13 protein-coding genes and 1 pseudogene are annotated in these 24,212 nt (G+C 41.4%); 7 read left to right on the top strand and 7 right to left on the bottom strand.

The window, feature by feature from the left end; translation table 11 throughout:
* The first annotated feature begins 69 nt into the window (after positions 1-69).
* The 4 genes from ACM0OX_RS12835 to ACM0OX_RS12820 all read left to right on the top strand — a co-directional run bounded on the left by ACM0OX_RS12835 (position 70) and on the right by ACM0OX_RS12820 (position 5,615).
* A complete protein-coding gene (locus ACM0OX_RS12835; protein WP_414515247.1) occupies positions 70-1,671 on the top strand; it encodes a DUF1565 domain-containing protein in 1,602 nt (533 codons plus the stop codon).
* 597 nt (positions 1,672-2,268) lie between these two features.
* The gene (locus ACM0OX_RS12830; protein WP_414515246.1) at positions 2,269-4,380 is read left to right on the top strand and encodes a TIGR00300 family protein; all 2,112 of its coding nucleotides are present in this window, start codon (positions 2,269-2,271) and stop codon (positions 4,378-4,380) included.
* Between the two features lie 34 nt (positions 4,381-4,414).
* Entirely contained in the window at positions 4,415-4,939 is a 525-nt protein-coding gene (locus ACM0OX_RS12825) for a DUF2085 domain-containing protein (RefSeq protein WP_414515244.1), read from the top strand.
* An 88-nt stretch (positions 4,940-5,027) separates the two neighbouring features.
* Positions 5,028-5,615, top strand: coding sequence for a Uma2 family endonuclease (locus ACM0OX_RS12820; protein WP_414515242.1), 588 nt, complete (start codon positions 5,028-5,030; stop codon positions 5,613-5,615).
* Between the two features lie 407 nt (positions 5,616-6,022).
* Here ACM0OX_RS12820 and ACM0OX_RS12815 read toward each other — a convergent pair whose 3' ends face one another.
* From ACM0OX_RS12815 to ACM0OX_RS12785, 7 genes are all read right to left on the bottom strand, one after another.
* The gene (locus ACM0OX_RS12815; RefSeq protein WP_414515240.1) at positions 6,023-7,300 is read right to left on the bottom strand and encodes a glycosyltransferase; all 1,278 of its coding nucleotides are present in this window, start codon (positions 7,298-7,300) and stop codon (positions 6,023-6,025) included.
* A gap of 587 nt (positions 7,301-7,887) precedes the next feature.
* Complete coding sequence (locus ACM0OX_RS12810; protein WP_414515270.1) at positions 7,888-9,174, bottom strand: glycosyltransferase; 1,287 nt, start codon at positions 9,172-9,174, stop codon at positions 7,888-7,890.
* A gap of 121 nt (positions 9,175-9,295) precedes the next feature.
* Positions 9,296-9,763, bottom strand: coding sequence for a DUF2141 domain-containing protein (locus tag ACM0OX_RS12805; protein ID WP_414515238.1), 468 nt, complete (start codon positions 9,761-9,763; stop codon positions 9,296-9,298).
* A 78-nt stretch (positions 9,764-9,841) separates the two neighbouring features.
* Positions 9,842-10,825 (bottom strand): glycosyltransferase family 2 protein, encoded by a 984-nt coding sequence (locus ACM0OX_RS12800; protein WP_414515236.1) that lies wholly within the window; start codon positions 10,823-10,825, stop codon positions 9,842-9,844.
* Between the two features lie 228 nt (positions 10,826-11,053).
* A complete protein-coding gene (locus tag ACM0OX_RS12795; protein ID WP_414515234.1) occupies positions 11,054-12,058 on the bottom strand; it encodes an NAD-dependent epimerase/dehydratase family protein in 1,005 nt (334 codons plus the stop codon).
* Between the two features lie 206 nt (positions 12,059-12,264).
* Positions 12,265-13,443, bottom strand: a complete 1,179-nt coding sequence (gene devC, locus ACM0OX_RS12790; RefSeq protein ID WP_292737290.1) for an ABC transporter permease DevC — start codon at positions 13,441-13,443, stop codon at positions 12,265-12,267.
* A 140-nt stretch (positions 13,444-13,583) separates the two neighbouring features.
* A complete protein-coding gene (locus ACM0OX_RS12785; protein WP_414515233.1) occupies positions 13,584-14,792 on the bottom strand; it encodes an ABC exporter membrane fusion protein in 1,209 nt (402 codons plus the stop codon).
* Between the two features lie 1,546 nt (positions 14,793-16,338).
* Here ACM0OX_RS12785 and ACM0OX_RS12780 point away from each other — a divergent pair.
* The 3 genes and pseudogenes from ACM0OX_RS12780 to ACM0OX_RS12770 all read left to right on the top strand — a co-directional run bounded on the left by ACM0OX_RS12780 (position 16,339) and on the right by ACM0OX_RS12770 (position 24,131).
* A pseudogene (locus tag ACM0OX_RS12780) lies at positions 16,339-16,616 on the top strand (hypothetical protein).
* Between the two features lie 224 nt (positions 16,617-16,840).
* The gene (locus tag ACM0OX_RS12775) at positions 16,841-22,261 is read left to right on the top strand and encodes a beta-ketoacyl synthase N-terminal-like domain-containing protein (protein ID WP_414515232.1); all 5,421 of its coding nucleotides are present in this window, start codon (positions 16,841-16,843) and stop codon (positions 22,259-22,261) included.
* A gap of 142 nt (positions 22,262-22,403) precedes the next feature.
* Positions 22,404-24,131, top strand: a complete 1,728-nt coding sequence (locus ACM0OX_RS12770; RefSeq protein WP_414515230.1) for an SDR family NAD(P)-dependent oxidoreductase — start codon at positions 22,404-22,406, stop codon at positions 24,129-24,131.
* The last annotated feature ends 81 nt before the right edge of the window (positions 24,132-24,212 follow it).

Here is a 24,212-nt window from a genome sequence, read left to right as displayed (position 1 = left end):
AATGCATCAAACGCTACTTACTTTCATAGTTAGCGCTAGGATAGCTATGTATTTTATGAAAGTATAAATATGGCTCAAACTTTTTACGTAAATCCAGTATCAGGCAGCAATACCAACCCAGGTACTCAACAAGCCCCCTTCAAAACTATTACGCAAGCCCTCAAGGTAGCGACTGTTGATACCAAGATTCAACTAGCAGATGGTAATTACAATGCTGCTAGCGGTGAAGTCTTTCCGTTAACGATTCCATCTGGCGTAACAGTGGTGGGTAATGAAGCCAATAAAGGCAATGGTATTTTAATTGAAGGAAGTGGTAGTTACCTGAGCCGTACTTTTGCTGGTCAGAATGTCACATTTGTACTGCTGGATAAAGCTGAACTCCGAGGAGTGACTGTAACAAATTTAGCTAGCCGTGGTAGTGGTGTCTGGATTGAATCAACTGCCCCTACTGTTGCTAATAGCACCTTCATCAACAATAAGCGGGAGGGAGTATTTGCTACAGGCGATGCTAACCCAGTGATTCTAGGTAATGTGTTCAGTGAGAATGCAGCTAATGGAATTGCGATCGCTAAAAATTCTAAAGGTCAAATTGAAAATAATACCTACTTCAAAACAGGTTTTGGCATTGCCATTAGTGATACTGCATCACCTATCCTTCGAGATAACAGAATCTATGAAAACCGTTCTGGGATTGTTATCTCTGGTAGTGCCCGTCCCGTATTACGTAATAATGTCAGCGAAAATAATACTGATGATGGGATCACAGTAATTGGAACAGCTCTACCGGATATCGGCAGTATCAATAGTCCAGGGGGCAATACTCTACGCAATAACGGTAAATTTGATTTGCAAAATGTCAGTTCCAATAAGCTGATTTCTCTAGGAAATAAAATAGATGTGTCTAAAGTCGCCGGAAACATAGAGTTTGCAGATAGTTCGGTTCCAACACCGACACCAACTCCAACACCGACACCGACACCGACACCGACACCGACACCAACGCCAACTCCAACACCAACTCCAACACCAACTCCAACACCAACTCCAACACCAACTCCAACTCCAACGCCAACTCCGACCCCAACCCCAACAATTGAATTAACCGATATTGCAAATCATTGGGCAGGTGGGTTTATTCGGGAATTAGTCAAATTGGGGATAGTTAATGGTTTTCCCGATCGCACATTTAAACCCGATGCGACGATGACACGCGCACAATACGCGGCAATACTGGTAAAAGCTTTCAACCCACTACCAAACCGTGCAGCGATCAAATTCAAAGATGTACCAGCAGACTTCTGGGCATCCAAGGTAATTCAGCAGGCATATCAAGGTTCATTTCTCTCTGGTTTTCCTGACAATACCTTTAGTCCTAATAAAAATATTCAGCGCGTGCAAGTGATTGTCTCTCTGGTAAATGGATTGGGGTTATCTAGTGATGGTACGGCAACTATCAAAGTTTTCGATGACCAAGCCAAGATTCCTGAATATGCCAAGGATGAGGTAGCAAAAGCTATAGACAAGGAAATTATCGTCAATTACCCAAACCTGAAACAACTCAATCCTACCCGCGATGCTACACGCGGTGAGGTAGCGGCGATCGTGTATCAAGCATTGGTAGATGCTGGGCGTGTAGCAGCGATCAATTCGTCTTATATAGTGACTGCTTGATTAGTCATTGGTCATTAGTAGTTTTGTAGTGGCGTGACAAGACTAAAATGTTGCATAAATTTTCTTGTGGGGCGGGCATCTTGCCCGCCAATTAGGACGGGCTAGAAGCCCATCCCACAAGAATTTGCTAATGCACAAATTTAGTCTTGACACACCAGTAGGGTGTGTTATCGCGTTAGCGTAACGCACCATTAGAGATTTTCGGTGCGTTAGGACTTTAGTCAATAACGCACAACCCCAAATTAAAGCTCATGTGGAGTTGGTTTTTCGATTTGTGTACACCGTAGCCTAAAAGGAGAGAGGTTTTCTAGATGCCGTGAAAAGTCAAAAGAGCGATCGCCACCAAATATTGACTGCTTTTAACGGTGTTTTCACCTGCCTCACTTTCCTGGAAACCCAAATTAAATCAGGCTTTCTGAATTTGGAATTTTGAATTGGTATTATTACCATGTTCCAGTAATAGAATTGATAGCGAAGGCTTGGTAAAGTCTTCAACTCTCAAAAGATAGAAGCTTTAGTAGCAGATTTTACCTGTAAAAAAACAAAAGTCTGTATTCAAAGTAAGCTTGTAGCATATAAAACGCTTGTAAGATTTTTATGACTTCCCGGATTCGCTTTTTAATGTGCCCTCCTGACCACTACGATGTGGACTATGTGATTAATCCTTGGATGGAAGGGAATATTCACAAGTCATCGCGCGATCGCGCCGTGGAACAGTGGCAGGGACTACATCAAATCCTTAAACAACACGCCATTGTAGATTTAGTACCACCGGAAAAAGGCTGGCCTGATTTGGTTTTTACCGCCAATGCTGGCTTAGTACTAGGCGATAATGTCGTCCTCAGTCGCTTTTTGCACAAAGAACGTCAGGGAGAGGAGCCTTTCTTCAAACAATGGTTTGAGGCAAATGGTTATACAGTCAATGAACTTCCCAAAGATTTACCCTTTGAGGGAGCAGGAGACGCACTACTAGATCGGGAAGGACGCTGGTTATGGGCGGGATACGGTTTCCGCTCGGAATTAGATTCTCATCCTTATCTGGCTAAATGGCTGGATATTGAGGTGCTATCCTTGCGATTAATAGACGAACGTTTCTATCACTTGGATACCTGTTTTTGTCCCCTAGCAAATGGCTATTTGCTTTACTATCCCGGTGCTTTTGATTCTTACTCCAACCGCTTAATTGAAATGCGAGTCGCGCCAGAAAAGCGGATCGCCATTGAAGAAGCCGATGCACTGAACTTCGCTTGTAATACGGTGAATGTGGATAGCATCGTCATCATGAACAAGGCGAGTGATGCTTTGAAAACCCGCCTTGCAGATGTAGGTTTCCAAGTGCTGGAAACACCTCTAACGGAATTTCTCAAAGCTGGTGGTGCGGCTAAATGCTTAACTCTGCGGGTTACAGAACCAGTTCGAGATGAAATTCATGCCAATGTCTCGGTAGAAAGCCGCGTCATTCGGATGGAAGGACATTTGCTCGATGCTGGGTTAATCAACCGCGCCTTGGATTTGATTATAGATGCCGGGGGAAGTTTCCAAGTCCTGAATTTCAACTTGGGAGAACAACGACAAAGTACCTCAGCCGCAGAGGTGAAGGTATCAGCACCATCTCATGAGGTGATGGAAGAAATCATCTCAATGTTGATTGATTTGGGTGCTGTAGATTTACCCCATGATGAGCGAGATGCCAAGCTGGAGCCGGTAATTCAAGATGGTGTTGCACCTGATGATTTCTATGTCAGTACCATTTATCCCACCGAGGTGCGAATTAATGGTCAGTGGGTGAAGGTAGAAAATCAGCGAATGGATGGAGCGATCGCCATTACTCAAACTCCTACAGGTTTAGTTGCTCGGTGTAAAATACTGCGCGATTTAAAAGTTGGCGAACAGGTAATTGTAGACGTTTTAGGTATCCGCACCATCCGTAAAACTGAATCGCGTGAAGTCCGCAGCACTCAAGAATTCAGCTTTATGTCGGCGGGAGTTTCCAGCGAACGGCGCGTGGAATTAGTCGTTGAACAAGTGGCTTGGGAATTACGTAAAATCCGTGATGCTGGTGGTAAAGTAGTTGTCACGGCTGGGCCGGTAGTGATTCACACTGGTGGCGGCGAACACCTGGCGCAACTGGTTCGAGAAGGATATGTACAGGCGTTGCTGGGTGGAAATGCGATCGCAGTTCACGACATTGAGCAAAATATCATGGGCACTTCCTTGGGTGTAGACATGAAGCGGGGTGTCGCCGTTCGTGGTGGACACCGCCATCACCTGAAGGTAATTAATAGTATCCGCCGTTATGGCAGCATTCCCAAAGCTGTGGAAGCGGGAGCAATTAAAAGTGGCGTGATGTATGAATGTGTCCACAATAATGTACCTTTTGTGCTTGCGGGATCGATTCGAGATGACGGGCCTTTACCTGATACCGTAATGGATTTGATTCAAGCACAGGAGCAATATGCCAAACATCTAGAAGGTGCAGAGATGATTTTGATGCTGTCATCAATGCTGCACTCAATTGGGGTGGGGAATATGACCCCGGCAGGTGTGAAAATGGTGTGTGTGGATATTAATCCAGCCGTGGTGACTAAGTTAAGCGATCGCGGTTCTGTAGAATCAGTGGGTGTAGTGACAGATGTGGGATTGTTCCTCAGTCTGTTGATTCAGCAGTTGGATAAGTTGACAAGTCCTTATGTAAATAAGGTAGGTTAAGGAAACGTAGACGCAAAGACGCAGACAAAGGGAAATGACAAGAGTAGCTTTCAGTGAAGAGTTGCAGATTAATTGGGTCAGTTTTATCGCTGATTTCTTGTTGGTAGGGATGGTTTTTGGCCCGCCTATCGCTCCCTTTTTGGCTGCGTCTGGAGTGTCTTTGCTTCCTGGAATTGCGGACATCATTTATTTCATGGGTAATCATGTCTGTCCGCAACCAGATATGGGGTTAGATTTAGCACCACCGTTTATTATGGCTGTGTGTATGCGCTGCTACGGCACTGTCACGGGTTTGCTAATTACTCGTCTGCTGTATGGCGTAACTGGTGGTAAGGGATTTTACTGGTTAAGTCAGTATGGCTGGAGTGGTGCTGCTTTAGCAAGTGTGCTGATGATGGCTTATCCTTTGGAATTGGCAGCGCAGGTTTTTGGTTGGTGGAGTTTTAATAACTATCTGGTTACGCCTTTTGGGTTAATTACAGGTTTGGCGTGGGGATTGTTTACTATGCCGATTTTGCATGGGTGGCGGAGTACTAAAACCAGATTGCATCAATTGTAGAATTAGAAACCGCACGTCAGTAGCCTCTTCCAACTGACAGAGGCAAGGGTGCGGCATGACCGAAACCAAGTGCTGAGGGCGATAAATTATGATTCAAGCCTTACGTAAACTAGTAACATTCGATGAATTCATCGCTTGGTATCCAGAAAATTCGCAACAACGTTATGAACTGCATGATGGAGTAATTGTTGAGATGGCACCACCAACAGGCGACCATGAAGAGGTCGTTGGATTTTTGGCACTAGAAATATCTGCCGAAATTAAGAGGCTAAAACTTCCCTACTTCATTCCTAAAACAGCGTTTATTAAACCATTGGAAGGTCAATCAGCTTATTCTCCAGATGTGCTGATATTAAATCGGACTAATTTAGTAAATGAGCCTCTGTGGAAAAAAGAATCAACTATTAGCCAAGCAGCATCAATTCCTTTAGTAGTTGAGGTAGTAAGTACCAACTGGAGAGATGATTATTTAAAAAAAGTGGCAGACTATGAGGCAGTAGGCATTCCTGAATACTGGATTATAGATTATGCAGCTTTAGGTGGTAAGCGGTTTATAGGCAATCCTAAACAACCAACTATCTGGATTTACTCATTAGTTGAAGGAGAATACCAAGTCAAGCAGTTTCGAGGTAGCGATGCCTGTAGCGGTAAAGTACAGCAGTTTGCAACTAAATGAGGTACAGAACCAAGAATTCACAAACCAAATTATTCTTCTGCTTCCTGCCTCCTGCCTCCTGCCTTCTGCCTCCTGCCTCCTGCCTCAAAACCAGTGACTTTGTACCTCATGCAAAAGAAAACTGCTGTAAGCATTATCTCACCTACTTTCCCGGAATTGAATTTAACCGTCGAACAGATTTTTCAAGCTGGAGGTCTAACAACATAGTTACAACCCCACTTGACTGATTTTGAAAGGCGATCGCATTTAATGATAAAGACCTCGATAAATCATGAACTCACAACTTCTGCTAGCTAAAACGACAAGAATGCAAGTCGGATGTGTTTAATCATCCTAAAACTCGTTGGTGCAAAAAGTTGCAGTAGCGATCGCTAGTACTGTAAATACTAGCGATCTGTTTGTGATTTTTATCGTCTTATACTGCTTGTACTTACCTCAACCTTCTGCGCTCCTTCAATGATTTGGTAAAGTTTGTGTTCAAATTTCTGCATACATGCCGACCAATCAAATTCGAGTATAGAGGGGCGAGCGTGTCTGGTCATATCTGCTTTCAAATCGGGATTTTCCAGAATCGCAATTACCTTTTGGGCAAAGTCTGTAGGGTTGTTAGGTTGGGCAAGGAAGCCGTTACGACCAGGAAATACCTGTTCTGAAGTTGACGGCGCAACAACAGCAACCAGAGGAGTTCCAGATGCTAATGCTTCGTTATTTGTAGTGCAGAAGTTCTCGGTGACGGAGGGATTAATAAAAACATCCGCTCTGGCAAACCAACCTAGAAGTTCTGTACCATGAGACTCGCCCCATACAGTAATACTCGATCCAAACTTTTTAGCACGTTCGCGGATCTCTTCATCTAGCGGGCCACTACCAACAATTACCAGATGAACATCAGGAATTTTGGCAACTATGACTGGAAAGATATCAAGCAATTGGCTGACATTCTTTTCGGGTGTGATGCGTCCGACAAACAACAGAGTTGGTCGGTTATCGTTGGGAATTGGGTCGTAACAAATGTTTCGCGGATGAAATTTTTCGCAATCGATACCTTGATAAGCGACGTATTCAGCACGTTGGCATTTCAGTTCTTCGTATTTAGTCAGTTGCTCTTTAGAAGAGAAGTAATTGAAGTCATAAGACTCACTAAATTGCTTAACTAAAACGGGAACGATGGGACGAACCAAATTGAAGAATCTGTCTCCAAAATAATATTTGATATACGCAACGATATCTGTGTGGAAGAGTGATATTATTGGCGTGCCTGTTCGTTTTGCGTATTGAGTGCCGATAGGGCGACCATAACCTTGCAAGAAAAATGAGTATAAACCTCTCATTTGGGCTGCTTCTTCAACCACGATAATATCGGGTTTGAATTTCTCCAGCAACTTGGTATCGCTCCAATGCCGATAGTTCAACGGTTGAGGAAGAGACTTATAGAAGAGCAGCGGTTCTGTGGGGAATGCGTAAGCAGAGAAATTGGGGAAAGATTGAATTTCCTCTAAACCTACCATAGGGCGATCGCCAACATTTTTGGGGTAGCGATCGTTAATTTGCGGATGGATTAGAAAAACCTCATGTCCCTGCTCTAGCAACCAACGAACTCGTTGGTGAACTGCAACAGAAACACCAGTTAAGAAAGGAGCGTACAACCCTGTAAACAGTGCAATGCGAAGTTTTTGCTTAGTCATAATAAAGGGGAATATTTCACAAAATTGCTGGTTTTTAACTTAGGATTTACGCAGCAAATGTTTCATGAACATTCTGATTGTCTGGCTCAGAAATTCCCACACATACAGTTAGACTAAGGATTTACGCATTGTCAAATAGCTGAAATTTTCGATTTTGAAGTGGATGTTTATAGTGCTTCTAGTTTGTGTGCAATAGAGTCCGAACTTTCTCCTTCTAGAAGAGATGCTTTGAGGCACTCCCCTGACAGCAACAAAAGTTTTTCCACTTTTTTCTCCTAATAATAGATGGTTAGAGAGAGGTAGAGAAAAAATTGGGAATTAAGTAGACTCAATTGCAAACCCTTATATAAAACTGGGTTATAAGCTCTAAAAACATCCAAAATGCTAAGTCAAAATTCCCCTTAATATATTTGTCTAAACCCTTGCTAAAAATGTAAATACCTTTGGCAATCAACAAGTATAAACGTATATTTTTACAAGGGTTATAGCTAATATAGTTCTACTAAATATAAGATAATATAATTTGAAGACTAGGGAATGTTTAGTGTAATAACTTTCATGCCCTAGTTGATATTTAGCGATTTAATTCAAAGAGAAACCTTGCTATTAATAGGCTGATCCAACCATTGATAAGGGCGATATTCCACTAAGCGGACATTCCAAGGCCCTTTAACGCGATAGCTGACACCGCGCCAGGTAACTGTTGAAGTCCACAGGGATGATAGCATCGCTAACCCATAAACCCACTGTGTTAAGGGAATCCCAATCAACATTTTAATGATTGTAGCAGCTGATAATTTGGCGTAGACGTGGAACGCCTTGCCGGTAGGCATCGCCTGGTCATTAGAGCGAACCACTCGCTGTATCTCTAATTCCAACACCAGCATTATCAAGAGTAATCCGACAGTGTAAACTCCATAGCAGACTAACAACAAAGCCGCAGCTTCCCATTTTGCCTCTAACAACGACTCTAGAACTAACACGCTCAGTAAAGTCGGAAACAAAATGCTAGAAACAGCTTCACTCACAAGAGCCAACCAACGGGGATGATACAGTCGAGAAAAAAGAATAAGGCGCTTGAGATAGTCTACTAAGTTGAATAAATCAGTCTCTTCACGATTGACTATTAGTAGCGAAGGCACAAACTTTACCTGAAAACCATGTTTTTTCAGGATGTCGTGCATCATAAAATCTTCGCCTAAAGCTTGTCCCCACTTATCTAACAGTTCTGTTTGGCGAAGTACTTCTGTTTTCACAGCCAAAGTTCCACCCCAAGGAATCTGGAAGATAAACATTTGCACTACTGTGGATACATTGCCGATGTACCGCACTAAAGAACCCCAATAACTGCCTGTTGGCACGTACCAACGATTGCCCGTTGTTGCGCCGATTTTCGCATCACCTAGAGGACTGACTAATTCTCTGAGCCAATTCAGATGAACTATAGTATCAGCATCGACTAAAGCAACCACCTTGTAGGAGTCATCCAACTCTCGGACAGCTTGGATTAAAGAACTGCATTTGAGACTACAACTGTTACGTACTATTCTCAAAGGACTGATTTGAACGTTGGTTGCTTCTTGCTCTGTGATGGTTTCACTAGCGATTTTCCAAGCCGGATCTTCGTGACTATCAACGATTAATTTTAAATCATACTGTGGATAGTTTTGATTTAGGAGCGATCGCAAACATCTAGGCAAAAACGGATCGGCTCCACGTAAGCAAAGAATTACTGCTGTTTTGGGTAACTGATCGTCTGGTAATAAGTTTTTTTTAGACGAGCGCAGATACCATATAAAGACAAGCGTAAAACACACCTGAATAACCAGCCAACCCATCAAAGACTTAGACAGAAATATTGCCAAATCTTCCATTAAATTTCTCATCTCCGACAGAATAATGGATTGGAAATTGGGGGTTGGGGATTGGGCATAGGGCAAGGAGAATAATTTTTCCTCTCCTCCTCTCCTCCTAACTCCTAACTCCCCATTCCCTTTACGAATCCAGTGAATATTTCATGATGATGTTTACTGTTGTATTTTTGTTTACAACAAAACTGGCATCACGAAACTTTGGTGTACCTGTTTGTATAGACACAGTTGGATTTTTGGAAATCCCAAAACCTTCTTTGGGAATACCGAAAAAGTCTTTATTGAGTTTGCGATCGCCATTTTGATCGTCAACCACAGCAACAGCATAAGTTCCAGGTTTCAAACCGGAGAATTCTTTTTTTACAGAAGTGCCATTAATCTTAGCGCAGCCACTTTGAGCTTCACTAGTACTACTCATCGGAAATCCTTTTTCATTTGCATAAACTCGGAAGCAAATCTCACCTTTTTGGTGATGTATTCCATTTACTACAACATTAAGTGTTGCAGTTGGCTCTGCATTCACTGTTTTAGCAAAACTGATGCTCACTAAACTAGCAAGCAAAACATGAGATAGTTGAGATAGTTTCAGCATAATTTTGTAGTCAGAATAGGTGATTTTGGGGTTGATAGAAAGCTGCATTCGCCAGCTTTTATTTGTAAACTGGTTCTTTCAAAGAATGACTTGCTCTTCTTTAACGAATACTGTTTTCCAACCTTTCCAAAGTACTTGCAGCACATTTAGCAAATCTTTCAGCAAAAGATATTCTGTCCCTTTTAACTGCTGTTGTAGACTTCTATGACAACATAGCCGCTCATTCAAACTCAGGGGACTACGCCATATAGAGAGTATATACTCCCAAATTATTCTCCAATGTGGGAATAAAATTTGTCCTTTCTTTGCTGAATCAAACCACACTGTATACCCATAAAAATCAGGCAGCATACTCAAGAATGATTTTTGATTTGTATTTGTTAACAACAAATAATTGGGGAAAAACATACTCATTGATTGTTGCGGATGACTTCTGAAGAAAAACAGGTATTCAGGGATTTCATAAAACTTACCGAGAATACCAAGTCTTAACAAAAGAATTCCATCTGCATTACCGTAACCACCCATAGGTGGTATCTTTTTCAAAGCACTAGTGCGAATTACCCCGTAACATTGATTGCATAAATGTTTGGTCAGCAATTCGTGAAAGCGCTCCTGTGGTTTTAGTGCATCTGCCTTGACTTTGATATCGTAATTTTGGATAAAATTCCCCTGTTCATCAATGAAATATGCCTGGGAATGACACAAGATTATAGTAGGATCTTGGTCAAGCACCTCAACACACTTCTTGATAAAATCTGGAGAATGTAGATCGTCATAGGCTGCCCATTTAAAATACTCACCCGAAGACAGTTTCAAGACGCGATTAAAGTTACCAGCACAACCGATATTCGTGTCATTGCGGTAGTAAAAAATACGTTGGTCTTGTTCGGCATAAGCTCTACAAATTTCCTCGGTTTTATCTGTAGATGCGTTATCTGAAATAATAAGTTCAAAATCTTCAAAGGTCTGAGCCAAGAGTGAATCTATGGCTTCTTTGATAAATTTTTCACCATTGTATACAGGTAATCCGATGCTCAATCGTGGCTGATTGCTACTCATAGAAAACAAGTATTCGGAAAATCTGTGGATTAGTTTACGCTTAATCGTAGTTAGGTAGATGCAACGTAATAATTCAGAATTCGGAAGTCAGAATTCAGGAGTCAGGATTAAGGATACTTTGATACCAAGCTGAATCATTTCAAGTAAATCAAGAGTCTCCTAGATTTTTCATTTTCTAATCATTCTGACTCCTGACTCCTGACTCCTTAACTACTAAAAATCTGTGAACTATTTCATCAAGCTTTGAATATCTGTTTTTTGCAGCCATTCATGTGTTTGCTGCATACCTAATTCTAGGTCAACTGCTGGTTTGTAATTTAACAGATTTTGGGCTTTGGCAATGGAGCAAGCGTAAGGACGAGTCATAAAATCTATAGACTCTGGTAAAATATCAACTTTTTTCCGAAAGAGTTTTTGTCCTTGAACGCGTAGCTTTAGAAACAATTTGATTTCATCTTTCGATAATGAAAGGGGTGCTTGTAAATCTTCCATTGCTGCTAAACGCATAAAATACTCTTTCCACGAAGTTTCTTGTCCATCGGTGATATTAAATATTTCACCGTAGATTTGTTTTTCTATCGCGAGAAAGATGCCATCAATCAGGTTATCTATATATACATGATTGATTACTCCTTTAGCATCATTGGCACAAGCAAATAATTTTTGACGCATCATCAGAATTGGTCTAACTATCCAGGGAATACTTCCAGGGCCATAAACATCTCCGGCTCGAATAATAATGATGCCAAAGTCTGGAGGATTATTCAGTTCTAAGACTGCTGTTTCAGCTTCTATTTTCGTTTGACAGTAGGGATTATTTTCACCAGAAAGTGGCCCCGATTCTGTAACACCATCAGGATAATTGAAACCGTAAACCATTACACTGGATAAATGTACAAATGTTTTGACACCAGCTTGTTTAGCGGCTTTAGCTATGTTGACGCTACCGCCAACATTCACATCACGAAAATGCTTAATTGCACCAGCTTCTTCGGCAATTTGCTCTGTATGTAAAACGATATCTACTCCCTGACAAGCCTTTTGAGCAATAGTAGAATCGGTAATACTACCAATAATTACCTCTACACCTAAATTATGTAATTGTTTGTTCTGTTCTGTAGAACTTTGTAGTCCACGAACCTTCATCCCTTGCGCTATGGCTAACTCGGCTGTACGCAAACCGACAAATTCATTAATCCCGGTAATTAGGAGAGTTTTGTCTTTGAGGTTCATAAAATCGTAATTATTGTTAAATAGGTGAATTTGAGTTATTAGATAAAAGACTTTAAGTAATACCAAATTTAAATATTGGTAAATACTTTTAATCTAAAATCTAAAATTGTATAAGAAGAAAATTTCTGTGGAGAGGCTGCACTAATACTTAGCTATCAGTCTATCTCGCGGCAAAATAATTGAGTAATTTTGCTGCTAGGCATCAGCTAGAAAATATCTCCTGGATCTGCGGAGCGGAGTTTATTGATAGCAAGCGCTCCTGATGTTATACACATTAAAACTGTTGAAGTTAAGACAATCACTGCATTATTAGTGGTCATAACTATTGGCAGTTTAGTTGCTTCTGCTGCAAAACTATATAACAAGACAGAAGTAATAAATCCTGGGATATAACCTAAGATTGCCAAAATCAAAGCTTGCTGAAATACCACATTTAATAAATAGCTATTGGCATAACCTATGGCTTTTAAAGTGGCGTAAGCAACGAACTGTGTAGCAATATTGCTGTAAAGAATTTGATAAACAATAACTACACCAACAACCGCAGCCATTGTCAACATCAAGTTAAGAATAAAACCAATGGGTGTTCTGACAGCCCAATATTTTTTTTCAAAATCAATGAAGCCTTGGCGGGTAAAAACTTGGACATCATTAGGCAAACTTGCTTGTAAATTTTTCAGTACTGTTTCTGGATTAGTACCAGGTTTGAGGGAAATCAAACCAATATCGATCATATCTGCTGGACGAGTATTGGGATTTATCCTCAAGAAAGTGGAGTCACTAACAAGTAAATTTCCGTCTACACCAAAGGAAGGGCCTAATGTGAATAAGCCACCAATTCTCACTCGATAACCAATTAATGAATTGAAGGGAAATATTTCAATTGTCTGTGCAGTCTCCCCCGCATTAAATTTTTCAGCTATTGGGCCAAACTCTGGGCGAGAACCCCGGTCAAAAAGCATGACATCAGGAGTTTTGAGTTTATCTAAATTTTTCTCAACTTCTGGGATGTTCATTACAGGTCTACCGGGATCGAAACCAATAACGTATATTGAATATTTCTCACCAGTTGCCGGATTTTTCAGTTTGGCAAATTGCAAATACATGGGACTAACTGACTCTACGCCATCAAACCCCAAAGATTGATATAAACGAGTCCGCGAAAAACTTTGATTTGAGGTCAAAGATTTATATTGCGAACTAACTAAAAATAAATCTCCTTTGAGATTCTGATGGACTGCGGTTGCACTGGAATAGAGGGCATCTTGAAAACCAAGTTGCACAAACATTAGCAGCACAATAAAACCAATTCCGGCTACAGCTACTAATAAACGAACTTTTTGCTGGGCTAGCTGTAGCCATGCTAAAGGAATTTTGAAAATCATGGATTTATTTATTATTTGTCATTTGTCATACCCTGCGGGAAGGCGTACCACTTCGTGGAAGCAAGCTACGCGTAGCATCTCGTAGAGAACCGCCTATGTTATTTGTCATTGGTCATTTGTGAATGACCTATGCCCTATGACTAAATATGAATGGCGACATCGACTTGTAAGTTAGTTAAACGAGCGACCTTTTCACTATCGGCGGGATTATCGATGGAGATTTTCACTTCCACTATTCTGCGGTCTGTATCTGAACCAGGGTTGAGGCTGAAGATGTTTTGCTTGTCAACTTGCCAACCAATCTCTTTTACAGTTCCTTTTATTGTTCCAGTAAATGCAGTGCTGGTAATTGTGGCTTTTTGTCCTACACGCACTTTTTGAACATCGGTTTGATACACCTCTGCAATCACATACATTTGAGATGTTTTACCTATCTCAGCAAATCCTTTGTTGGTGCTGATAACTTCTCCGGTTTTGGCGTGAATTTTCAAAATTTTGCCATTTATGGGAGATTTGATATAACTTAAATCCAAGTCGGCTTTTGCTTGTTGAACAGAAGTTGTGGCACTATTGACTTCGGTTTGTGCGACTTGAACATCTACGCTACGCACTTCGCTAATACTAGTGAGTTGTGCTTGTGCTTGCTTGCGTTGTGCTTGGAATGTGTCTTGAGTGCGCTTGAGGGTAGCTTGGGCTTCCGTTAGCTGCTGTTGTGTAGTCTTTAGTTGCAAAGCTTTGGTATCTGCTACAGAAGCCGCGATCGCACCTTGTCTATATAATTGCTGATAGCGATTGTTCTCGGCTTGAGCGTTGTCTACTTCTGCCTGGATACGGTCGATTGTCGCCTGTTGTGTGGCAACGTCTCCTTTATATTGTGGCTCTAACCGGGCAATTACAGCCTTTTGAGCATCCACATCTCCCGTTTTACCTCCAGATTTCACCTGTGCTAATTTAGCTTTGGCAACTTGCAGTTGGTCTAAAGCCTGTTGCAATGCAGTTCTAGAACGACCATAATTTTCGAGATAGGCTAATAATTGCCCTGCTTTAACCGTATCTCCTTCTTTTACCAACAGTCTGTCTACTCGCACCCCATTATTAGAAGTAGGAGCCGTCAAAGTAGTAACTTCGCCTTCTGGCTCCAAACGTCCCAAGGCAGTCACAGCAACTTTTGCAGGCGTGGCAGCTTTTGGAGGGTTGGCTGGCGCTGTCACAACTTTCGGTTTAGACCAATAGGGTGTCAAACTATAGAAAGCGATTAATCCAGCCGCTAAAGTGAGAGAAGCTGCTAAAATTAGTTGCGATCGGCCTACGGGTTTTCTGAATAATCGACTTTCTTTATTTACTGCCATATTTTCATTCCAATTCTGCTTTTTTAAGGGATATCCTGGTTATATTTAGTCGATTACAATGGACTCATCCGCAAATTACCCAGAGGGCTTTTCCTCTAGGTTTTCTACCTTAATCAAGTGGATGCGTCTAAATTGGTTTTATATGAATTGTTGTACGCTTTTACCGCCCAAACTTAGTATTGTGGCGTGAAAATTAATGGCGTGTTACTTCAAAGCTTCCTAAGTTATATCCTAATTTGATATCTAATCCCGTAGCGTAAAATACAATAGCGCTAGTCAGAAAACTGAACTTTTAAGAACAACGAAGCGCTAATAAGAATAAACTAAGAATTGGGATAAACTTGTCATTAATTATGTCGTAAAAAGTAAATTTTGTCAACCAAATAACTTTGCATAAATCCTGATTCTCTCACTAAAATATTTCATCACAGTAAGATTAGATGCTGAAAAAGTTACTTGTCACTAATCGCTTGTATAGCAATTGAATACCAACAGATAGTTAGCTATTAAGCAGATTTGATATTACTAACAGATTATTATTAACAAGGTTGTGTACTATAAGACATTATTATTGCTTTTGATTCTACTAATTCAATGCATGAAGTGATACCTTTGGTGAGTTAACGGACGTTAAAAGGGCAGGTAAAAACTGCGTCTACACAGGCAAAACCCACCTCCGTGGGTTTAAAACACCCAATTTTTCTTAGTCCGCGGAGGCAAATTACTCTGTGGGTTTGCTGTTGCAGGTTGTTTGAAAAGTGTTTCGCTGTGAATTTAGGCGGTTTTCGATCCTTTTTAAGGGGGATTTAGGGGGATCTAAAACTTTTGATACTGACAAAAGGACTTTGAAAACATCCTCTTAGCGTTCTTGTAGAGTAGCCGCAAATTCTATTCGCCCTAGCTTTCTAACCGTCCTTTTAACTGATGCAATCATGATTATGTTTATCAAGTAACATACTAAAAATTAATATTTGCTTTATAAATAACCGCTTTACTTTTTAATTTGACTTATATTGAAAAATAACCAAAAACTTTGATTAAATTATGATGTTTCTCTGAAAAAATCTACTTGTAGTTATTTAATTCATCTATGTATTCATTGAATTGTGACTTATTAGACAACAGATTTGCATTGTTAACTTAATTCAGGAAAAATTTATGGCTAACTCGTAGATAACAAAATCTTTCACACATTTATAGAGTTATAAATTATACTTTTCTGCTTAATTTTATCCAAATTAACATCAGTAATCGCGGATGTTTGTTTATAAAATAACTTTAAAGAAATGATTTAGTTTCTGTAAAGTATGCTAGTGTTTTTATTAATTCAATGTTTTAAAGTGGTTATACAAACTAGTTATTCAATTGAAATTTTTAAATTAAAAATAACTAAAGATAACTGCTTTGTCATTACCTTGTAACCGTTTAATTACTTGTTTAAGTTACATAAATTCGGATTAAATGTGGTGTCTTTTGTGTAACAAGCTTGTCAACTTTCCTGGTTAAAATAGCATAAAATATATTATCCCGGACGTTGAAACTGGCTATGACATTGAACAAGATACAGAACGTTGTAATTAACAACAGCTATGTTGCTGTGGTTAGCCTAGATAATCAAATGCTTTTGGGTGAAAAAACGTTTCTGTTCTCTTAGCTACTCCTCAGTTCCCATCACTCCAGTAGGATACCATTACTCAAAATCTTTACCATTACAAATGGATTAAATTGACTGGTCAAGCAGCTATTACACTCCAAGACTATTTTACCAGTTTTAACAACGTCTTTGACCTATTGCGACAATTTCAAGAGTCTAGCGTTGGATAACATTTTTGTGTGATGTCTACGACGGGCTACGCCTACGCAGTGTGCCAAAGTCGCCTGTAAACATAAGGCTTTACCCCGGCAGTATGTATCGTGTGGTGTCGATTTGGAGATAAGCATTTAGCAAAAATAAGATAGCTAACTGCTTACAAAACCAGAGTTTTCCATTAATTAGTAGGCAACAGAAATTACTGTAACTACACAATCCACAGTACTAACTATGCCCTATGTCTGCTTATTCAATTGATACTGCCTTAGCGGAGTTAGAAAGCCTTATCAATAATTGTGAAAAGGCTGTGATGAGGTCTATAGAGGAAAAAAACATGAAATCAGACAAATCAGATAAATCAGTGTCAATTAACAAAATTAACAGACAATTACAACACAATCCTATCGCCATCGTTGGGATGGCTTCTCTATTACCTAAAGCCAGAAATTTACGGGAATACTGGCAAAATATTGTCAATAAAATTGACTGTATTACTGATGTTCCTTCCACTCACTGGAGTGTCGAAGATTATTACGATCCTAATCCCAGAACTACTGAAGATAAAACTTACTGTAAAAGAGGCGGATTTCTTCCAGAAGTAGATTTTAACCCAATGGAGTTCGGCATTCCGCCTAGCATTTTAGAAGTCACAGATGTATCGCAACTATTAAGTTTAGTGGTTGCGAAAGAGGCGATGGAAGATGCAGGTTATGGCGAAAAACGTGAGTTTAGCCGCGAGACTGTTGGTGTAATCTTAGGCGTGGCGATGGCCAAGCAATTAGGAATGCCACTTTCTGCCAGATTGGAATATCCGATTTGGGAAAAAGCGCTTAAAAGCAGTGGTTTATCTGATGAAGATACCAAAAAAATCGTCGATAAAATCAAAAGCGCTTACGTGAAATGGGATGAGAATGCTTTCCCTGGAATGTTAGCTAACGTAGTCGCGGGTAGAATTGCCAATCGCTTGAACTTTGGCGGGATGAATTGTGTAGTTGATGCCGCTTGCGCTAGTTCCTTCGGTGCTTTAAAAATGGCAATTAGTGAGCTAGTTGAGCATCGCTCTGACATGATGCTGACTGGTGGTGTTGATACCGATAACACCATCATGGCTTACATCTCGTTTAGCAAAACACCGGCTGTTTCTCCTAGCGAAAATGTCAAACCTTTCGATGCTAAATCTGATGGGATGATGCTGGGTGAAGGTATCGGGATGATTGTCCTCAAACGCTTAGAAGATGCTGAACGGGACAACGATAAAATCTATGCCGTAATTAAAGGTATTGGTACTTCCAGCGATGGACGTTACAAGAGCATTTATGCTCCTCGCAAAGAAGGTCAAGTCAAAGCCTTAGAACGCGCTTATGAAGATGCCGGCTTCTCTCCCGCTACCGTTGGTTTGATGGAAGCACATGGTACAGGTACAATGGCTGGAGATCCGACAGAATTCGGTTCTTTAAAAGACTTCTTTGATGTGCATGATGACAAAAAGCAGCACATCGCTTTGGGTAGTGTGAAATCGCAAATCGGACACACAAAAGCGGCTGCGGGTGCGGCGAGTTTGATTAAAACTGCTTTGGCTTTACATCACAAAGTATTACCGCCGACAATTAACATTACTGAGCCAAACCCCAAACTCAACATTAAAAATTCATCCTTTTATTTGAATACCGAAACTAGACCTTGGATTCGTCCAGAAGGGGAAGCACCAAGACGCGCGGGTGTAAGTTCCTTTGGATTTGGCGGAACTAACTATCACGTTGTTTTGGAAGAATATGAAGCCGACCAAAACGCCGCTTACCGCTTACATAGTGGTGCTAGTGAAGTGCTGTTGTTTGCTCCTACTGTAGAGCAATTGTTGAGCAAATCGGAAGAAATTTTAGGTAAGTTGCGATCGCCTGAAGCACCTACACATTATTCACAATTAGTCAATGAGTGCAAATCACAACAAATTCCCCTCTCTGCTCCCCGATTCGGGTTTGTAGCTGAAAATCTCGAAGAAGCTTGCAAGTTTCTGCAAACTAGCATTGACTGGCTGAAACTCAAAGGTTCAGCAGCATCTTGGGAGCATCCCCAAGGGATTTATTACCGCGCCTCTGGTATGGAGTTGGGCGGAAAAGTTGTCTCTCTATTTTCTGGACAAGGTTCGCAATACCTGGAGATGGGACGCGAACTGGTGATGAATTTCCCTTTGATGCGCCGTCTGCATGGTTATATGGATAGCCTGTTAATCAAAGATAATTTGCAGCCACTTTCAGAGATTGTTTTCCCTCATCCTGTGTTTGGAGAGGCAGAAAAAAATGTCCAAATTGCTGCCTTGCAACGCACAGAATACGCTCAACCAGCCATCGGGGTGTTGAGTGCAGGGATGTACAGCATACTGCAACAAGCTGGATTTAAGTCAGATTTTGTTGCCGGTCATAGCTTTGGTGAACTAACAGCACTATGGGCTGCGGGGGTTTTGAGTACCGAAGATTACTTGTTCTTAGTGAAAGCTAGGGGTCAAGCAATGGCGGCTCCAGAAGACCCAGATCATGATGCGGGAAGTATGTTGGCTGTCAAAGAAGACATCAGCAAAGTGGAAGCAGTGCTGAGGCATTTTCCGCAAGTTGCGATCGCTAATCAAAATTCTCCCACTCAATTTGTCTTAGCTGGGCCTACCGCAGAAATCGCAAAAGTCAGAGAGATTTTGCACGAGAAAGGATATACAGCTGTATTGTTACCTGTTTCCGCAGCGTTCCATACACCGCTAATCGCCTTTGCTCAAAAATCATTTGCGATCGCTACCAAGTCTGTCAAATTCCAAAGTCCGAAAATCCCTGTTTACAGCAACGTCACCAGTAAGCAGTATCCCAAGGAAGCCCAAGGTATTCAAAAGATTCTGGAAACGCACCTTTCTAACTCAGTGCTGTTTAAGCAGGAAATTGAAAATATCTATGCGGCGGGTGGTACTTGCTTTGTGGAATTTGGGCCGAGGAGAATTCTGAGCAACTTGGTGAAAGAGATTCTTGGCGATCGCCCTCATATCACCGTATCTTTGAACCCTAGCGTTCAAAAGAATAGCGATCGCTCTTTGCGAGAAGCAGTTGTGCAGTTGCGAGTGATTGGTCTGGCTTTGAATAACCTCGATCCTTACCAACTTCCCCAAACTATCCCGCCAATTGAGACGAAGAAGACATTAAATGTGCGTTTGAATGGCATCAACTACAGATCCGAAAAAACGAAAAATGCCTTCGCTCTAGCTTTGCAGGATGGGCATAAAGTCACATTACCCACCCCTGAATATTCTGAAACTGTGGCTCCTTTATTTAGTAGCCCCGGTGTAACTCCACCTGTAGCAGTGATAGAGACTAACGGACATAAAAAACTTACCCCAGCAATGAACGGTGTGACTGCTAGTATCATCACCCAGCCAGAGCAACAGATGAATCCTGTTACCCTGTCACAACCAGTCCAGGAATCTAAGATGCAACCAACACCAGAAAAACTTACAAATTACGAACAACTTTTAGCAAGTTTAGAATATCTCCTGACACAGTTCCAGGAAAATCAGGCTGAGAATTTACAAGTTCACGGTACTTATCTCAACCATCAGATGGAATACGCTAAAGCGTTTTTCCAACTGATGCAGCAGCAGAATTCCTTGTTGAGTGAAAGTAAATCAACAGCCGAAACTGCCAAAATGAAGCTCGTTGTCATGGAAAGCTTAGAGCGTAGCATGATGCAGTTTCATTCCCAACAAGGTGAAACTCTACGCATCCATGAGCAATATCTCCAAGAGCAGCTGGAATATACTAAGAGCTTTTTCCAACTCATCCAGCAAGAGTATTCTCAAATCATCTCTGGTGATGGAGCAACCCAACTAACAGAGAAACTCAGCAATTTCACTCCGTTTACTACAGAAGCACCAGTACCCGCCACTACCAAGATAGTAGAAAGCCAGCCTTTGCCTGTAACTGAGCCAATAGCTAAAAACGGCTTAAATGTTACCCAAGAACCTCTCCCGGCTGCTGTAGAGGCTGTAGTTGAAACTCCTGTATCCCCAGCGATCGCGTCTCTACTACCCACACCGCACTTTGCAACTGTCGAGACAGTAGAGCCACCTGCCCCAGTAGTAGAACCCCAAGCTGAGGTTGTAGTCAAAATTAGCTCACCTCCAGCCAACGAAGTTGTTGCATTCACCCCAGAACCAGCAACCACAACTGCTGCACCTGTATCTGGCGCAACCATCGATATTGTTGACTTGGATAAAAACCTCTTAGCCATCACCAGCGACAAAACCGGCTACCCAGTCGAAATGCTGGAAATGGACATGGATATGGAGGCCGATTTAGGAATTGACTCTATCAAACGGGTGGAAATCTTGGGGGCGCTACAAGAAATGTACCCCAGCCTACCCAAGCCCAATTTAGAGGAGCTGTCAGAAAAACGCACCATCGGTCAAGTTGTAGAGTATCTGCAATCTCACGCTTCCAAAAGTGTTTCTGTAGAAATTGCAGTTCACGAAATACAACAACCAGCCGAGGTTCAAGTAGAGGCTGCACCAGTAGTTGAGGTAGTCATTGCACCGGAACCAAGCGTAGTTGTCGCATTCACCCCAGAACCAGAAGTTGCTCTCTCTACAAGTGATGAATTTGCAAACTTAGGTGAAACCCTGTTAGCCATCACCAGCGATAAAACTGGTTATCCAGTCGAGATGCTGGAACTGGAAATGGACATGGAAGCCGACTTGGGTATTGATTCCATCAAACGGGTAGAAATCTTAGGGGCGATGCAAGAAACGTACCCCAACTTACCCAAGCCAAATATCGAAGAACTCGGCGACCTCCGCACCATCGGTCAAATAGTTGATTACCTACAGCAGTTGGCTGGAGGTGAAAAAAAAAAGTCTGAACCTGAGTTTGTCCAACAGCAGCCACCCCAATTAGAACATGAACTAGAGCATAATATCCAGCGCCATCTCGTCAAACTCAGAAGTCTACCACAGCCCGATTACTTGGATTTCACGTTACCAGAGGGACACATCGGTTTAATCACCGATGATGGTTCCCTCACCACTTATAAATTAACTGAATCCCTAATCGAGAAAGGCTGGAAAGTAGTAGTTATCAGCTTCCCCCAATCGCTCATCGCCCAACAAGCGCCTTTACCTACAGGAGTAACCCGCGTCACCTTAGCAAACTTGAGTGAAGAACATCTTCAACAACAATTGCAAGCGATCGCATCTCACTGCGGAGCGATTGGGGCCTTCATCCATCTACATCCGATGTTTGTAGGAAATCACACCGGCAGTATTTCTTATAACGAATCAGAAAAGGCGATCGTCAAGCACGTATTTTTGATGGCGAAACACCTCAAACCCTCTCTAAACGAAGCCGCAAAACATGGACGTACTTGTTTCTGCACAGTTGCTCACCTCGATGGAGCCTTCGGCTTAGAGTACAAAGTCAACTTCGGTGCGATCGGCGCTGGTTTATTCGGATTAACCAAAACTCTGAGATGGGAATGGCCAAAAGTATTTACTCGTGCGATCGACTTAAGCCCCAGGCTTGATGCCAAACAGTCAGTACAAAACATCATCGCCGAACTTCACGACCCCAACCTTTATATAAGTGAAGTTGGCTACGGCTCACAAGGACGAGTCACCATTATCGCCGATTAATCTCCTCCCTCTGCGCTCTCTGCGTCTCTGTGGTTCGTTTAAAAAAACCGCAGAGGCGCAGAGGACACAGAGAAAGAGATAAGAGAGCATCTTTTAATTACGAATTACGAATTACGAATTACGAATTAATCCCAGAGGATTTATGACACAAACAGCCCAGCTTAGTCCATCATCTGTCTTTGTCGTGAGCGGCGGTGCAAAAGGGATTACGGCTGAGTGTACTATCAGATTAGCCCAACAGCAACCCTGCAAATTCATCCTCCTCGGTCGCTCCGAACTATTAGAAACCGAGCCAGATTATGCTCAAAACTCTGATGACTCCGCATTGAAAAAATGCATCATGGAAAATCTTCTTTCTCAAGGAGAGAAGCCCACACCCATGAATGTACAAAAAATATATAACAAAATTACCTCTAGCCGTGAAATTAAAAAGACTCTAGCAGCAATTGAAAAAACTGGAGCTAAAGCAGAATATATCAGCGTCGATGTCACAGATACGCCAGCTTTACAAGAAAAACTTGCCACTGCTGTACAACATCTCGGCCCAATTACAGGAATCATCCACGGCGCGGGAAACTTGGCTGATAAGTTAATTGAAAAGAAAACAGAAGAGGATTTTGAAAAGGTTTACACCGCCAAAGTTCAAGGTTTAGAAAACCTGCTAACTTGCGTCAACCCTAATCAACTTCAGCATTTAGTTTTGTTCTCTTCAGTAACAGGTTTTTACGGAAATCCCGGACAATCTGATTATGCGATCGCAAATGAAATTCTGAATAAATCAGCCCATATATTTAAGCAAAGTTATCCCTCATGTCATGTAGTCGCTATCAACTGGGGCGCTTGGGATAGTGGGATGGTGACAGCAGAATTAAAGAAGATTTTTCAAGAGCGAAAAATTGATATAATTCCCATTGCAGTTGGGGCACAAATGCTGGTTAAGGAAATGGATAATACCAATCATGCAACCGCACAAGTTGTTATTGGTAGTCCACTTGTTCCACTTGCGGTAGAGTTAGATTCAGAACTAAGAACCTATCGTATTCGTCGCCAAATGACATTGGAGGCTAATCCATTTTTACACGATCATACTATTGCTGGTTCTCCAGTTTTACCAGCAACTTGTGCAATGACCTGGATTATCAATGCTTGTGAGCAATTATATCCCGGTTATCGGTTGTTTAATTACCAAGATTTCAAAGTTTTGAAGGGGATTACTTTCAATGAAACATTGGCAAAGGAACATCTTTTAGAAATAGAAGAAGTTTCTAAAGTTAATCTTGAAAGAATCGAACTTAAAGCCAGAATTTCGAGTAAAAATCCAGAAGGCAGAATCCATTTTCATTTTAGCGCTCAACTCAATCTCCAGCGAGAAATCCCAGTTGCACCAACTTATGAATCTCTTAATCTCGAAGAAGATAATATCATCACCGCTACAGGAAAAGCATTTTACCAAAATGGTGGGGCTACATTATTTCACGGCCCCGGTTTTCAAGAAGTTAAGAGAGTCTTAAACATCAGCCCTGAAAAAATTACTACAGAATGTCTTTGGCCAGAACTCACACCACAGCAACAAGGACAATTCCCAGTCCAATGGGTAAATCCTTATACCACTGACTTGAGTATGCACGCCTTATGGATTTGGACACAACACTTTCATGAAGAAGGTTGTTTACCTGGAAAAGTAGAAAAATTTGAACAATTTGAAGCGATACCACATAACGAAACATTTTACGTTTCTTGTGAAGTACTAGCTAAGACACCAAGTAGTGCGATCGCAAACTTTATCATACACGATCGCCAAGGAAAAATATACTCACGAATGCTCGGCGCTCATGCCATTATTTGGTCAATGAAAATGCTTAGAAGCTAGGAATATTTCAAGTTTCAAGTTTGTAGTAAGGACTTTAGTCCTTGTTTTATAAGTACAGATTTGTGTGAAATCGTGGCGAAT

The organism is Nostoc sp. PCC 9305 (assembly GCF_963920915.1).
Lineage (GTDB): Bacteria > Cyanobacteriota > Cyanobacteriia > Cyanobacteriales > Nostocaceae > Nostoc.
The sequence above is the reverse complement of the archived record's forward strand: the minus strand, read 5'-3'. Positions and strand labels throughout refer to the sequence as shown.

What these genes read in the sequence shown, in the direction of transcription:
- ACM0OX_RS12825 (WP_414515244.1), top strand. Translation starts at nt 4,415, where the DNA reads ATGACAAGAGTAGCTTTCAGTGAAGAGTTGCAGATTAATTGGGTCAGT.
- ACM0OX_RS12815 (WP_414515240.1), bottom strand. Translation starts at nt 7,300, where the DNA reads ATGACTAAGCAAAAACTTCGCATTGCACTGTTTACAGGGTTGTACGCT.
- ACM0OX_RS12810 (WP_414515270.1), bottom strand. Translation starts at nt 9,174, where the DNA reads ATGGAAGATTTGGCAATATTTCTGTCTAAGTCTTTGATGGGTTGGCTG.
- devC (WP_292737290.1), bottom strand. Translation starts at nt 13,443, where the DNA reads ATGATTTTCAAAATTCCTTTAGCATGGCTACAGCTAGCCCAGCAAAAA.
- ACM0OX_RS12800 (WP_414515236.1), bottom strand. Translation starts at nt 10,825, where the DNA reads ATGAGTAGCAATCAGCCACGATTGAGCATCGGATTACCTGTATACAAT.
- ACM0OX_RS12785 (WP_414515233.1), bottom strand. Translation starts at nt 14,792, where the DNA reads ATGGCAGTAAATAAAGAAAGTCGATTATTCAGAAAACCCGTAGGCCGA.
- ACM0OX_RS12770 (WP_414515230.1), top strand. Translation starts at nt 22,404, where the DNA reads ATGACACAAACAGCCCAGCTTAGTCCATCATCTGTCTTTGTCGTGAGC.
- ACM0OX_RS12820 (WP_414515242.1), top strand. Translation starts at nt 5,028, where the DNA reads ATGATTCAAGCCTTACGTAAACTAGTAACATTCGATGAATTCATCGCT.
- ACM0OX_RS12805 (WP_414515238.1), bottom strand. Translation starts at nt 9,763, where the DNA reads ATGCTGAAACTATCTCAACTATCTCATGTTTTGCTTGCTAGTTTAGTG.
- ACM0OX_RS12830 (WP_414515246.1), top strand. Translation starts at nt 2,269, where the DNA reads ATGACTTCCCGGATTCGCTTTTTAATGTGCCCTCCTGACCACTACGAT.
- ACM0OX_RS12795 (WP_414515234.1), bottom strand. Translation starts at nt 12,058, where the DNA reads ATGAACCTCAAAGACAAAACTCTCCTAATTACCGGGATTAATGAATTT.
- ACM0OX_RS12775 (WP_414515232.1), top strand. Translation starts at nt 16,841, where the DNA reads ATGTCTGCTTATTCAATTGATACTGCCTTAGCGGAGTTAGAAAGCCTT.
- ACM0OX_RS12835 (WP_414515247.1), top strand. Translation starts at nt 70, where the DNA reads ATGGCTCAAACTTTTTACGTAAATCCAGTATCAGGCAGCAATACCAAC.